Origin of the sequence: Paenibacillus sp. ClWae2A, assembly GCF_032452295.1 — a bacterium.
Taxonomy (GTDB): Bacteria; Bacillota; Bacilli; order Paenibacillales; family Paenibacillaceae; genus Paenibacillus.
On sequence record NZ_JAULSQ010000008.1, the window covers coordinates 22,319 to 35,553 of the forward strand.

Sequence of the window (13,235 nt, forward strand, 5' to 3'; positions counted from 1 at the left end):
TGTAAGATGAGGGTGCTTGTACAACGCTGTAAAGAGGCTCAGGTGACCGTGGGAGACGAGCTGACAGGTAAGATCGAATCCGGATTAATGCTGCTCGTAGGCATTACCCATGAGGACACCGAGAAGGATGCCCAGTATCTGGCTGACAAAGTTAGTGGGTTACGGATATTTGAGGATGATCAGGAGAAGATGAATCTCAGCCTGCTTGATGTAGACGGTGCTGTATTGTCTGTTTCCCAGTTCACCCTGTACGGAGATTGTCGCAAAGGAAAGCGTCCAAGCTTTGCGGCTGCGGCCCGACCTGAAGCGGCAGAACTGTTATATGAAACGTTTAATCAACTATTACGGGATAAAGGTATTCAGGTTGAAACCGGTCGTTTCGGAGCGATGATGGATGTAACATTTACCAACTGGGGACCCGTGACTTTGATGCTTGAAAGTCCGGTTCGTCAGGAACCACGTGCATAATTTCATGGGGTTCAGGCCATAATGAGGGATAATTCGTTGATGACTATTTCATGATCAAAGGAGTATCCATCCAATTATGCGCCAATCTGCGAAAGAAACACGTACCCGTACAGAACCTTTGTTACTCCCTGGCAACCTGTATGAATCATTGCACCTTGCCCGTTCGGCTGCTGAGTATGTTGCAACGATCTGGGCACTTCAGGATTCGGACAAAGGGAAGCAAAGTCATCTTCCGCGATCTTGAATGTTTACACAGGGATATAAATATCCGATATTTGGATTATACAGATTCTGAAAAAGTCCTGATTCCTTACCGAATCAGGACTTTTTGTCGTGAGTTGATCTTTTTAAGTATTCGTTTGACGACTTCGTTACAAAATGAAATTACATCGAATTGTTATAAATTGCTCTGGTGAGGGTAATAACAAAACGAGGCACAACGAAGTGCCAATGTACTGCAAGACCCGATTTTATAAAGAAAGTTCGAACACGGAAAGGAGAACATACGTTATGAGTAAAGTTGCTTTTTTATTGGCGAATGACTTTGAAGATTCGGAGATGCAGGTTCCGTATGACGAAGTAAAAAAAGCTGGACATGAAGTGGAGATTATCGGATTAAAAGCCGGTGAGACTCTTAAAGGTAAGGGAGGAAAGGCCTCCTATACTACAGATAAGGCGATCTCCGATGCATCCGCTTCAGATTATGATGCAGTCGTGATTCCTGGTGGATCATCCCCTGAGAATTTGCGTAGTGATGCGCACATCCTGAAGTTTGTCACCGAGATCAACAGTGCGAAGAAACCAATTGCAGCGATCTGTCATGGTCCGCAGATTTTGGCTAGTGCCGGTCTGTTGAAAGGCCGTACGATTACATCCTACCCACCACTTAAGGATGACATGGTAAATGCAGGAGCAGAGTTCAAGGATCATGAGGCTGTTGTGGATGGAAACTATATTACATCCCGAACGCCTGAAGATGAGCCAGCGTTTGTACGTGAACTGCTAAAAGTTATATAATTTCAGCCAGTGCCACTGACATATATTGATGTATCTTAACTACGTTACATCGTGGGGTTACGAAACCTCACGTAGCATTTCATTCCGAAAAAGGAGGGTTTGACATGACAAAACATATTCAGGCGTATTTTCGAACCGAGGACGAGGCAGAGGGAGCAAGAACTTCACTTCAGACGTTCCGTACAGAGCATTTGGAAGTAGGTCAACTCGATAGTGCGATAGGTAGAGACACGCGTGTTATGGTGCCACTGGTGCCTTATAATACAGCAGGTGGGGTAGGTACCAACGGAGCAATGGGTGTAGGTGCAGCTCCTGGTGTTCCAGCCAGCGAAAATGTGATCCCTGTGGTAGCCAATGTGGACCGTGATGCAGAACGGGATACTCGTGACAGAGTGAATGAGGATGGAGACATGCTGAATGCTGCGGATGTGTCTTCGGCCGATTATGATGATCTGCATTATGTTCTGTCTGCCAAAGTAAGAGATGAGGACTATGAGGAGATTGTTCATAAGCTTCGTTCCAACCATGCCTATGTGGAAGAGTTGAATTAAAGTGTAGATACTTCTTGGTCCTTGCACTGCTCGACCACACAGTCGTGTGATGTGCAAGGGCTTTTTAATCAGGAGGATATTAAAAAACTAATTTATAAAGCGCTATCATTTTTGTAATATTACTGTAATATTAGATACATAAGCCTTTAACATAGTGGGCTTATAATAACACACATGACCCCCTTTTTTTATATATCCTTTGAGCCTGCACACCGTGTGCAGGCTATTTTTTTTGAGCTGAGAATGTGTATGTTTTGGGCAAAGCTTACCCCTTTATTCAATTTTTGCTAGAATAGAGAGATGGGTTTATATATTCTACAGCTTTCATAGTTGGGCTACATTGGACGGTAAATCTAGCTCCAGCGATTGGGGTCAGGCGAATCCAATCCTATGACAGAGAGTATGAGGAATTCATGGCCAGAGTGATCCGTCATATTCCAGATGAACATATACTCGCTGAGACGGCCCCGCCTTTTTTATATAAGTGCGAGGCAGCCGTTTCTGCTTGAGCGATGGAAATTGAAAGTTATATAGAATGCCTCGTTTGAGGAATGACACCTACAATGCTAAAGCAACAGAGTTCTCATGCGAATGGCTAGAGACAGATTTAAGGGGGAATTAGTTTTGAGTAAGGTTGGAAGAAATGATCTATGCCCATGCGGTAGTGGGAAAAAATATAAGAAATGTTGTCTGAACAAGGAGTCCTCTGCAGTAGAATCCATACTGGGGATAATATCAACGGAGCAACCGGTTCGGGAAGCCTCCATTCAGCCTGAGAGCAAACTGACCTTGACCAAGCTGAAAAAAATGGTGGCAAGCGATTTGAAATGGGAGCATCCGGCTCACGAACAGCTGGCACTGCAGACTATTGAGAACATGAGGAAACAATACGAGCCAGAGGTGATTTTGGAAGCTCTGGTGTTATGGAACGGCTACTCCCGTCAGACCCGCCCTACTGTGAAGAAGACAGGCTCGTTCTCTGCTGCAATTGAGTATTTGCTGTCCGAGGAATACGGCTTCAATGTCTCAAAGGCTGAGCTGGCTGATAAATATGAGGTAACGACAGGCACGATCTCCCGGAAGGTTAAGGAGATGAATAGTTACATCGAAGAATACGGCATGGGCGGTGAAACGGACGAGCTATTGATGCTGAACGGTCCAGGCACATCGAAAGACAAAGCACAGGCTCTGCTGTCTAAGGCGAGGGAAGCGAGCTCTTCCAAACGGAGAGTACATTTGGCGGAAACAGCGCTGGAGATGTATCCTGACAGTTCTGATGCGTATCTCATTTTGGCTGAGGAATCGGACAATGAGAATGATGCACGATCTTACCTCAAGGAAGGAATCGCTTCTGGCAAACGTGAACTGGGCGAACTGTTCTTTGAGAAGAACAAAGGGGACTTCTGGGGGCTTCATGAGACTCGTCCCTATATCCGGATATGCAAAAGCTATGCCGAATCCTGCTGGTTTGGCGGAGATACAAAAGAAGCGGCACACATCCTTGAGCATATGCTAGAGCTTAATACGGAAGACAATACCGGAGCACGTTACCTGCTCGCTGCTGTGTATTTGTACAGTAACCAATTGGATCAGGCAGAGCAATTGCTGGAGGAGTATGGAAGAGGTGACGCCGCAGCGGCCTTTGCCTATGACAAGATTATTCTGGAGTATAAGAAAAACGGAATCACCTCCCAGCTCAAAATGCTGTACCGTGTGGCCCGGGGTGTGAACAAACATGTGCCTGATTACCTGTTGGGTTTGAAACGGTTGCCGCATAACCTCCCTGACTTTGTCGGAATGGGCGACTCCGACGAAGCGATTGAATATGTCATTATGCATTCCCGTTTATGGGCGAGCGCGCCGGATCTGTTGAAGTGGATGCTGAAACAATAGAGGAATAAGAAGCGAATAGAAGTTGGAATTCATATGATGAATTCAGCTTCTATTATCCGTGATTTTTGTGGACGTCCCATCCCGTGCAGCGTGTGAGCAAAATTTTTTAGAGCTATCTTTTCGTGTTAGCCCTTGACTTTAGCACTGCGGTTCATTACAATCAGAAAAAGTAATGATGATAAAATAATACTATTTAAAAATATTACTGATTTGATGACGGGACCAAGTACTCCGTGCCCACATGACCAGAGAGGAATCCCAAGGCTGTAAGGATTCTCTTGATGAGCGGACGAATGACTTCCCCGAGAACAGACGGCGAACACAGCAGAGATGATCTGTTGACCAGTAGCCGGCCTGCGCAGGACGTGCGTTACACGTAGAGCGGAATATCTGCTTGATCAGAATGCCTTAGGCAAACCTGAATCACCAGAGATCACCTGAACGGCTAAAGTGTCAGGTTTCCGGAATGTGGGTGGTACCACGGGTGAATGTATATTACACAATCTCTCGTCCCTTGTTTGCTGTATACACAGCGACAGGGCGAGGGATTTTTTTGTTATATAAGTTGATTTAAAAGAACTACACGAAAACGGAGAGGGCAGAAAAAAACTGTAAAAGCGAAGCGTTCGCCTAAAAGCTTTCTGAAAGAAAGCTGCATCGGAAGCATATGCTATCACCGGATTTCCACATTTAGAATGAAAATTTTAAAAATCTGGGGATAACAGCGATTGTAAGGTTGTTCTGCCCGCGCAGTGATCACGTGTAGAATTTTTTAACTTTCACAGAGAAAATCAATGCTGGAGGGATCAAGATGGCTTTTCAAAAACCGACTGGAACGCAGGACTTACTGCCTGGAGTTGTCGAGAAATGGCAGTACGTAGAAGAAAAAGCACGAGATCTGTGTCGACGGTTTAATTACCGTGAGATTCGTACACCGATCTTCGAACAGACTTCTTTATTTGTACGCGGTGTGGGAGAGACTACCGATATCGTTGAGAAAGAAATGTATACCTTTGATGACAAAGGCAATCGCAGCATGACTCTTCGTCCAGAGGGAACAGCGGGTGTTGTCCGTGCGTATGTAGAGAATAAAATCTACGGCGAACCGGATGTGAGCAAGCTCTATTACATCGGTCCGATGTTCCGGTACGAGCGTCCGCAGGCAGGCCGTCAGCGTCAGTTCCACCAGTTTGGTGTAGAAGCCATCGGTGCGCTGGACCCGGCGATTGATGCCGAAGTAATTGCACTGGGCTACCAATTGTGCGTGGAACTCGGCTTGAAGGATGTCAAAGTGGAGATTAACTCCGTTGGTAACTCTACTAGCCGTGCAGAATACCGCGAGACGTTACTTGGGTTCCTCAGACCGATGAAAGACAGCCTGTGTAAGGATTGTCAGTCTCGCATGGAGCGTAATCCGCTGCGTGTACTCGACTGCAAAGTCGATCAGGACAAATTCGTTGGGGCACCGTCCATACTGGATAGCCTGGATGAAGAGTCTTTGAATCACTTTGCCAAGCTGCAGGCATACCTGGATGATTTCGGAGTGGATTATGCTGTGAACAATCGTCTGGTACGGGGCTTGGATTATTACACACTGACTGCTTTTGAATTAAAAGCTCAAGGTATTGGAGCAATAGATACGGTTGGCGGCGGTGGCCGATACAATGGTCTCGTTGGAGATATCGGCGGACCTGATCAGCCGGGTATCGGCTTCGGTATTGGTCTGGAGCGTATTCAACTGATTCTGGAGCACCAAAAAATTGAGGTTACTACACTGGCTCCACTGGATGTATACTTTGTTGCTCTGGGAGAGGCAGCTGATCGTGAAGTGAACCGTCTGTTGTTCAAACTTCGTCAGTCTGGACTGTCTGGGGAACGTGATTATCTGGGCCGCAAGATGAAAGCACAGATGAAATCAGCTGACCGTTTCAAATCCCGCTACACTGCCATCCTTGGTGATGACGAGCTGGAGCGTGGTGAGATCGCCCTCAAATCGATGGATACGGGTGAGCAACAAACCGTGAAGCTTGATGATCTGGTAGCGGCAATTCGCGAAGGTAAATAAGCACGAAGTGTTACATTAAATCTTAAACATTCAAGTAAAACAATTGATCCGGCAAAATTACTGAGGCTCATCGACGATTCCAATTAATCGGAAGTTGGCGAGCCAGAGGTAAGATGCCTTTTCGAATACATGGTCTACACGTAACCGGACTGTTGAAGAGCAGGTACTAACTGCCCATACAGAACGGAAATTCACATAATGAGGAGTTTGGTTATGAAAAGAAGTCATCATTGCGGCGCATTAACACCCGCACACATCGGTGAAACAGTAACATTGAACGGTTGGGTTCAGACCCGCCGTGACTTGGGAGGCGTACTCTTCATCGACCTGCGTGATCGCAGCGGGATTGTACAAGTTGTCTTTAACCCGGCTTATTCCGGTGAAGCTCTGCAAATCGCAGATCGCGTACGTAGCGAGTATGTTATCGCTGTAACGGGTAAAGTTGTTAAACGTGATGCAGAAACAGTTAACAAAAACCTGCCTACAGGCGAAATTGAAGTTCAAATCACAGAAATCGAAGTGCTGAACGCAGCCAAAACACCTCCATTCTTCATTGAAGATGGTGTCGAAGTTGATGAATCCCTTCGTTTGAAATATCGTTACCTGGACCTGCGTCGTCCGGAAATGTTCGAAACACTGAAACTACGTTCCAAAGCATCCAAAGTGTTCCGTGACTACCTGGATGGAGAAGAGTTCGTTGAAGTGGAAACACCAATCCTGACTAAGAGCTCCCCGGAAGGTGCGCGTGATTATCTCGTACCGAGCCGTGTGCATGAAGGTGAATTCTTCGCCTTGCCACAATCCCCACAAATCTACAAACAATTGCTGATGGTGGGTGGCGTTGAGCGTTATTATCAGATCGCTCGCTGTTTCCGGGATGAGGATCTGCGTGCAGACCGTCAACCAGAATTCACTCAAGTCGACATCGAAACTTCCTTCTTGCAACAGGATGACCTGCTGCCAATGATGGAAGAACTGATGGCCAAATTGCTGCGTGAAACGAAAGGTATTGAGCTGGAACTGCCTTTCCAACGGATTACGTATGCAGATGCAATGGGCAAATACGGTTCAGACAAACCAGATCTGCGCTTCGGTATGGAACTGGTTGAAATGAACGATATCGTAGCGAACAGTGGTGTGAAAGTATTTGCTTCTGTCATCGAAAAAGGTGGAGAAGTGAAAGTGCTGAACGCTAAAGGCTGTGGCACATGGAGCCGTAAAGAGATCGATGATCTCGGACCATTTGCTGCACGTTACGGTGCGAAAGGTCTGGCTTGGATTCAAGTAAAAGACGGCGAGTTCAAAGGGCCAATCGTGAAGTTCTTCACGCCTGAAGAAATCGAAGCTGTCAAAGAACGTACTGGTGCTGAAGATGGCGACTTGTTGCTCTTCTCCGCAGACACTAAAAAAGTAGTTGCTGACGTTCTGGGCGCATTGCGTCTGAAAATCGGCCGTCAACTCGGTCTGATTGATGACAGCAAATTCAAATTTGCTTGGGTTGTGGACTTCCCGCTCCTCGGATATGATGAAGATGCAAAACGTTATGTGGCAGAACACCATCCGTTCACTCGTCCAAAAGACGAAGATGTACATCTGTTTGACACAGATCCAGGTGCAATCCGTGCTCAAGCCTATGACCTTGTTCTCAATGGTTATGAAGTAGGTGGCGGTTCAATGCGTATCTACAAACGTGATGTTCAGGAGAAAATGTTTGCTGCCCTTGGACTCTCTACAGAAGTAGCGAATGAGAAATTCGGCTATCTGTTGGAAGCATTCGAATATGGAACTCCACCGCATGGTGGTATTGCCTTTGGTCTGGACCGTCTCGTCATGTTGCTGGCGGGCCGCACAAATCTGCGTGAAACGATTGCCTTCCCGAAAACGGCAAGTGCAACGGATCTGCTCATGAATGCACCTTCCGAAGTGGATGACTCGCAATTGGAACAACTTCATATCCGTGTAGCCCGTAAACCGGTAGCGGAAAAGAAATAAAGGAGGCATCGATTCTCAATGCTCCATCAATTTTCAAGAACAGAACTTGCGATCGGACCGGAAGGTCTGGACACGTTGAAGAATAGTACAGTCGCTGTGCTCGGTATTGGCGGCGTAGGTGGAATTGCTGTAGAAGCTCTTGCCCGTAGCGGCGTTGGGCGTATCATCCTGATTGATAAAGACGTAGTGGACATCACCAACATTAACCGCCAGATTCATGCCCTGACCACGACAGTGGGGCAGAAAAAAGCGGACCTGATGGTGGAACGTGTGAAACTGATCAATCCGGAATGTGATGCGATTGCCCTAAATATGTTTTACACAGAAGAGACGTATGAGGAATTGTTCAAATATGAACTGGACTATGTGCTGGATGCATCCGACACGATTATCTACAAAATCCATCTCATTAAAGAGTGCCTGAAACGTAAAATTCCGATGATCTCCAGCATGGGTGCGGCAAATAAAATGGATCCAACGAAATTCCAGGTTGCGGATATTTCGAAAACGACCATGGACCCGATTGCCCGTGTTGTGCGTACCACACTTCGTAAAGACGGCATTAAAAAAGGTGTGAAGGTGGTCTTCTCGACTGAAAAGCCGATGAAACCACGCGAGGACGTAACACAAAAAATTGTTCCCGAGAATGCTCCGGAAATTCGCAAGGCCAAACAGCCACCTGCGAGTAACTCATTTGTGCCTCCGGTAGCCGGACTGATTATGGTCAGTGTTGCGATTAAGGATTTGTTAGAAATTGCAGAGAACAAGCAGCAGTAACTTGCTGCCAACAGAACAGCGTGGATGCCGATAAGGCATCCACGCTTTTTTGTGTAGGTGATACGTCGAATGACGGAGAGATATGACTTCAATCATCTATGATAGCCGAACTGTATTCCTAGATAAATGTCAGAGTTACGTCATGTACTTCAAAGTCAAAACCGTGTATGATATTCACTGCTGCGCGAAATGATGATACATACATAAAGATTTGCGGCATATAGGTTCAACTTAACTTTTTACACGAGAACGGAGAGGACAGAAAAAAGCTGGAGAAGCGAAGCGTTCGCCTAAAAGCTTTCTGAAAGAAAGCTACATCGGAAGCATACGCTATCACCGGATTCGTACATTTAAAAAATTTAAACAAAAAATCTGGGGATAACAGCGATCGAAAGGTTATTCTGTCATCGGAGTGGCAAGTGTAAACATTCTTTAGTTGAATTTATAAATAGAGAGAGGGGAATAGAACGAAATGAAACACGGATGGATGACCAGACGTCTTGGCATGGAGCCAGGAGACCAGTGGAAGAAGGAAGTTGTGGCGGGAGCCATTTCCTATTTTGCCGTGGTCTATATCGTTATGGTCAATGCTACAATTCTTTCCGATGCCGGAATGCCCTTACAAGCAGCTATGGTTGGAACCCTGCTGACGTCCATTGCAGGCTGTTTGCTCATGGCATTTGGAGGAAAATCACCGATTATCGTAGTACCCGGAATGGGGATTAATGCATTTTTCACGTATACACTTGTACATTCCATGAAATTAAGCTGGCAAGAAGCGCTGGCCGTTGTAACCGTTACAGGTATACTGTTTGCCATTGTTGCGTTTACGTCACTATACAAAATGATCAGCGAAGCAATCCCGAAAAATCTGCAGCATGGCATTACGGTGGGAATTGGTTTGTTTCTGACATTTATCGGTCTACAAAAAAGTGGAATTGTTATCGCGCACCAGACCACATTTGTGGCGATTGGGCATTTCAATGATCCGAATGTCATTACAGCCTGCGTTACGCTGGTGCTTGCCTTGATTTTATTTATACGGAACGTACAGGGTGGACTTCTGATCAGTATTCTGGTCGGGACAGGTCTAGCCTATGTACTTGGAGCAGTGAGCCCAGGTGAATCCGTATCAGCGATGGATGCGCTGCGTCAATACGGTGGGTTGTTTGGCGAATTGTCTTTGATGAAGCTGGCTGATGTTGCCTTCTGGATCGCGGTATTTTTGCTACTGCTCATTGTGGTGTTCGAAAATATCGGATTAATTACGGCTCAGACACAGATGATTGGTCGTCCAGAGCGGTTCAAAGGTAGTCTGCGCGCACTATCTATTAGTACCGTGTTGGCAGGCATATTCGGAAGCAGTCCTCCAGTTGCTGCAGCAGAGACTACAGCTGGAATTGCGGCAGGTGGTCGCACAGGTTTAACTCCGCTCGTTACAGCCGTGTTATTCGGAGCTACTTTTTTCTTCATCCCGCTACTTGGTTACATTCCGGACAGTGCGATTGCTCCCATATTGATCATTATTGGTGGCCTGATGGTGCAAGGTGTGAAAGATATGGATTTTGGTGACTTCACAGAGGCATTCCCAGCATTTCTGATCATGGTCATGATTCCATTTACATATAGCATCGTGGACGGTATGGCATTTGGATTTATTGCCTATCCATTAGCGAAGCTGGCAGCAGGTCAAGGTAAACAGGTACCTGTGGTCATGTATGGCATTTCCATTCTCTTTTTAGCCAATTTTGTGTTACATGGTATCTTGTAAAGCTGTGTTATACAACAAAAGGCAACGTCATGTAAGTTCATACGTATGATCTCTGGTGAGCAGATGGAGAACGGGAGGAACGGGAATGGAAGAACAGCAACAAGTAGAACAGAATGAACCGAAGGTAGGAAAAAAGGGATTTAAGGATTTCGTCAAGCTTATCGCTTCCACGAACCCGCCAAAACTGATCCTGATTCTGGCCCTCATTTTGACCTTGATTCAGACAACAGCCGGACTGATTGTGCCACTGATGACCAAAGGTCTGATTGATGGACTTACCACTTCGGCACTGAACAAATCTGTTATTTTATTGTTGCTCGGTGCATTTGTGATTCAAGCGATTGCCTCGGGTATCAGCATTTATATGTTAAATTACGCCGGACAACGCGTGGTCGCAACGCTTCGTACCAAGCTGTGGAACAAGGTATTGTCACTGCGGATGCCGTATTTCGATCGCAATCGGACAGGCGATACGATGAGCCGGATTACGAATGATACAAGCCAGATCATGACGTTGATCGCGGATTATTTGGTTTCCTTTGTGTCCAACATCGGTGTGGTTGTGGGTGGAGTGGCATTACTATTTTACTTGGATTGGGTGATGTCGCTCATTATTCTGAGTCTGGTGCCACTTACGCTGTTGATTCTTCTGCCTGTGGGTAAAAAGATGTACAAGATCTCCAAGAAACAGCAGGATGAGATGGCAGGTCTTACATCCGTACTCAGTCAAGTTATTGGTGAGATCCGCTTGGTGAAGGCTTATGGAACGGAGAAACAGGAATCAGAAGCAGGGGATTCCCGGATTCGTAAAATGTTTGCTTTTGGCTTACAGGAAGCGCGTATTCTTGCTCTGATCGGTCCCTTGTTTACATTTGTCATGACTGCCGTGTTGGTCGTTATTCTGGGTGTAGGGGGAATGCGTGTAGCGTCTGGCATGCTGTCACCGGGTGAACTGGTCGCGTTCATATTGCTGTTGTTCCAGGTCATTATGCCAATGGGGCAATTCACGACGTTATACTCCCGTTTACAGAAGGTCGTAGGTGCAACGGAGCGCATACAAGCTATTCTTGCTGATGAAGAAGAGCCACATGACAGCATCAAGGTAGCGCCAAAAGGAAATGAGACGATTGCATTCCATAATGTACACTTTTCCTATGTCACAGGTGAGGAAGTGCTGCACGGAATCAATCTGACGGTTCCCACGCGCAAGGTGACTGCCATTGTCGGTCCAAGCGGTAGCGGAAAATCAACACTGTTTTCTTTGATGGAGCAGTTCTATATGCCCGATTCAGGCTATATTTCGTATGGGGGACAAGCGATAACGGATTATTCCTTATCCTCCTGGCGTAGCAAGATCGGGTATGTATCTCAGGAAAGTCCGCTTATGGCGGGTACGATCAAAGACAACATCACGTACGGATTGGATCGTGAGGCCACGATGGATGAGATCCGGCGAGCTGCTGAGATGGCCTATTCTGCCGACTTCATCGACAAGCTGCCACAGGGTTATGACACGGAAGTGGGCGAGAGAGGAATCAAGTTATCTGGGGGACAACGCCAACGGATTGCTATTGCTCGTGCCTTACTGCGCAGTCCGGATATTCTCATGTTGGATGAAGCGACATCCAGTCTGGACAGTACCTCGGAGTATGAAGTACAACAGGCTTTGTCCAACCTGATGGAAGGCAGAACCACGATCGTGATCGCGCACCGATTGTCCACAGTAGTGGACTCCGATCAGATTGTTGTATTGGAACATGGGCATGTTACCGGAACAGGAACTCATACGGAATTAATTAGCAATCATCCGGTATACCGTGAATTAGCGCAGAAACAATTTGTGGCACAGGAAGGAAATGCAGCTACAGTAGAAAACGAAGAGTAATTCTCATTAATGCAGGGTCTCCGTTATACCCATGAGGTATTTCAACGGAGATCCTTTTTCTTTTTCTTAAATTCCTCATATTGACAGTAAGACCAACATACTCTATATTATAGATACCGACCGTTGGTATGTATAAGGAGGAGCTTATGGCCAGAAATAAATACCCTGAGCAGACACTGGACCTGATTCTGGCAGTCTCAACTCAAATGTTTACCGAAAAGGGATATGAAAAGACCAGTATTCAAGACATTATAGATGAATTAGGTATGTCCAAAGGTGCAATATATCATCATTTCAAATCCAAGGAGGATATCCTTAGTGCAGTGATGGAGAGAGAGCTTGGGCGGGCAGAAGACATGTTTATGGAACTCATCCAGAACACGCATGCTCCGAATGCCAGACAGAAGCTCATCAGTATTTTGGAAAATATTATCGTTGATCCTGGAATCCAGTCCAACTCAATTGATCAGGTTCTAAGCACTCAGATCAAGAATCCACAGTTTGTACTTGGTGGAATCAGGAAGGGTGTTCTGAAGGATGCCCGAATTATTGCCAACATTATGGAACAGGGCAAGGAGGATGGGTCCATTTCAGTCGAATATCCGCTGGAGTGCGCTGAAATCTTCATGCTGCTCGTTAATATCTGGATTAACCCTCTTCTTTTTGGGCGGGATCAGGCACAGACGTTGGAAAGACTTCGATTTTTACAGCATATGATGAGACTTCTGGGCGCGGATATTGTAAGTGAACAGCTTATTCAACGTATTATCAATCGGCATGCCAGCACGGGAGGATATGCGGAGGCGGAATAAACTA

11 protein-coding genes are annotated in these 13,235 nt (G+C 46.2%); all 11 read left to right on the plus strand.

Going from position 1 to position 13,235, the window contains the following annotated elements; genetic code table 11:
* Nucleotides 1-6 precede the first annotated feature (6 nt).
* The 11 genes from dtd (at nucleotide 7) to QVE09_RS21410 (ending at nucleotide 13,231) form a co-directional block, all read left to right on the plus strand.
* On the plus strand, nucleotides 7-468 hold the full coding sequence (gene dtd, locus QVE09_RS21360; RefSeq protein ID WP_315938405.1) for a D-aminoacyl-tRNA deacylase: 462 nt from the start codon (nucleotides 7-9) through the stop codon (nucleotides 466-468).
* A 76-nt stretch (nucleotides 469-544) separates the two neighbouring features.
* Nucleotides 545-712 (plus strand): hypothetical protein, encoded by a 168-nt coding sequence (locus QVE09_RS21365; RefSeq protein WP_156946186.1) that lies wholly within the window; start codon nucleotides 545-547, stop codon nucleotides 710-712.
* Between the two features lie 266 nt (nucleotides 713-978).
* On the plus strand, nucleotides 979-1,485 hold the full coding sequence (locus tag QVE09_RS21370) for a type 1 glutamine amidotransferase domain-containing protein (protein ID WP_315938406.1): 507 nt from the start codon (nucleotides 979-981) through the stop codon (nucleotides 1,483-1,485).
* 104 nt (nucleotides 1,486-1,589) lie between these two features.
* A complete protein-coding gene (locus QVE09_RS21375) occupies nucleotides 1,590-2,036 on the plus strand; it encodes a hypothetical protein (protein WP_315938407.1) in 447 nt (148 codons plus the stop codon).
* Nucleotides 2,037-2,660: 624 nt separating this feature from the next.
* A complete protein-coding gene (locus QVE09_RS21380) occupies nucleotides 2,661-3,929 on the plus strand; it encodes an SEC-C metal-binding domain-containing protein (RefSeq protein ID WP_315938408.1) in 1,269 nt (422 codons plus the stop codon).
* A gap of 811 nt (nucleotides 3,930-4,740) precedes the next feature.
* A complete protein-coding gene (gene hisS / locus QVE09_RS21385) occupies nucleotides 4,741-5,994 on the plus strand; it encodes a histidine--tRNA ligase (protein ID WP_315938409.1) in 1,254 nt (417 codons plus the stop codon).
* A gap of 213 nt (nucleotides 5,995-6,207) precedes the next feature.
* Nucleotides 6,208-7,986, plus strand: coding sequence for an aspartate--tRNA ligase (gene aspS, locus QVE09_RS21390; protein WP_036616911.1), 1,779 nt, complete (start codon nucleotides 6,208-6,210; stop codon nucleotides 7,984-7,986).
* A gap of 18 nt (nucleotides 7,987-8,004) precedes the next feature.
* The gene (locus tag QVE09_RS21395; RefSeq protein WP_076320351.1) at nucleotides 8,005-8,763 is read left to right on the plus strand and encodes a tRNA threonylcarbamoyladenosine dehydratase; all 759 of its coding nucleotides are present in this window, start codon (nucleotides 8,005-8,007) and stop codon (nucleotides 8,761-8,763) included.
* A 472-nt stretch (nucleotides 8,764-9,235) separates the two neighbouring features.
* Complete coding sequence (locus QVE09_RS21400) at nucleotides 9,236-10,534, plus strand: NCS2 family permease (protein WP_315938410.1); 1,299 nt, start codon at nucleotides 9,236-9,238, stop codon at nucleotides 10,532-10,534.
* 85 nt (nucleotides 10,535-10,619) lie between these two features.
* Nucleotides 10,620-12,419 (plus strand): ABC transporter ATP-binding protein, encoded by a 1,800-nt coding sequence (locus QVE09_RS21405; RefSeq protein ID WP_315938411.1) that lies wholly within the window; start codon nucleotides 10,620-10,622, stop codon nucleotides 12,417-12,419.
* 146 nt (nucleotides 12,420-12,565) lie between these two features.
* Nucleotides 12,566-13,231: a TetR/AcrR family transcriptional regulator gene (locus tag QVE09_RS21410; RefSeq protein ID WP_315938412.1), complete on the plus strand. Its 666-nt coding sequence runs from the start codon at nucleotides 12,566-12,568 to the stop codon at nucleotides 13,229-13,231.
* Nucleotides 13,232-13,235: the final 4 nt, after the last annotated feature.

What these genes read in the sequence shown, in the direction of transcription:
- QVE09_RS21365 (WP_156946186.1), top strand. Translation starts at nt 545, where the DNA reads ATGCGCCAATCTGCGAAAGAAACACGTACCCGTACAGAACCTTTGTTA.
- QVE09_RS21405 (WP_315938411.1), top strand. Translation starts at nt 10,620, where the DNA reads ATGGAAGAACAGCAACAAGTAGAACAGAATGAACCGAAGGTAGGAAAA.
- QVE09_RS21395 (WP_076320351.1), top strand. Translation starts at nt 8,005, where the DNA reads ATGCTCCATCAATTTTCAAGAACAGAACTTGCGATCGGACCGGAAGGT.
- aspS (WP_036616911.1), top strand. Translation starts at nt 6,208, where the DNA reads ATGAAAAGAAGTCATCATTGCGGCGCATTAACACCCGCACACATCGGT.
- dtd (WP_315938405.1), top strand. Translation starts at nt 7, where the DNA reads ATGAGGGTGCTTGTACAACGCTGTAAAGAGGCTCAGGTGACCGTGGGA.
- QVE09_RS21375 (WP_315938407.1), top strand. Translation starts at nt 1,590, where the DNA reads ATGACAAAACATATTCAGGCGTATTTTCGAACCGAGGACGAGGCAGAG.
- QVE09_RS21410 (WP_315938412.1), top strand. Translation starts at nt 12,566, where the DNA reads ATGGCCAGAAATAAATACCCTGAGCAGACACTGGACCTGATTCTGGCA.
- QVE09_RS21400 (WP_315938410.1), top strand. Translation starts at nt 9,236, where the DNA reads ATGAAACACGGATGGATGACCAGACGTCTTGGCATGGAGCCAGGAGAC.
- hisS (WP_315938409.1), top strand. Translation starts at nt 4,741, where the DNA reads ATGGCTTTTCAAAAACCGACTGGAACGCAGGACTTACTGCCTGGAGTT.
- QVE09_RS21370 (WP_315938406.1), top strand. Translation starts at nt 979, where the DNA reads ATGAGTAAAGTTGCTTTTTTATTGGCGAATGACTTTGAAGATTCGGAG.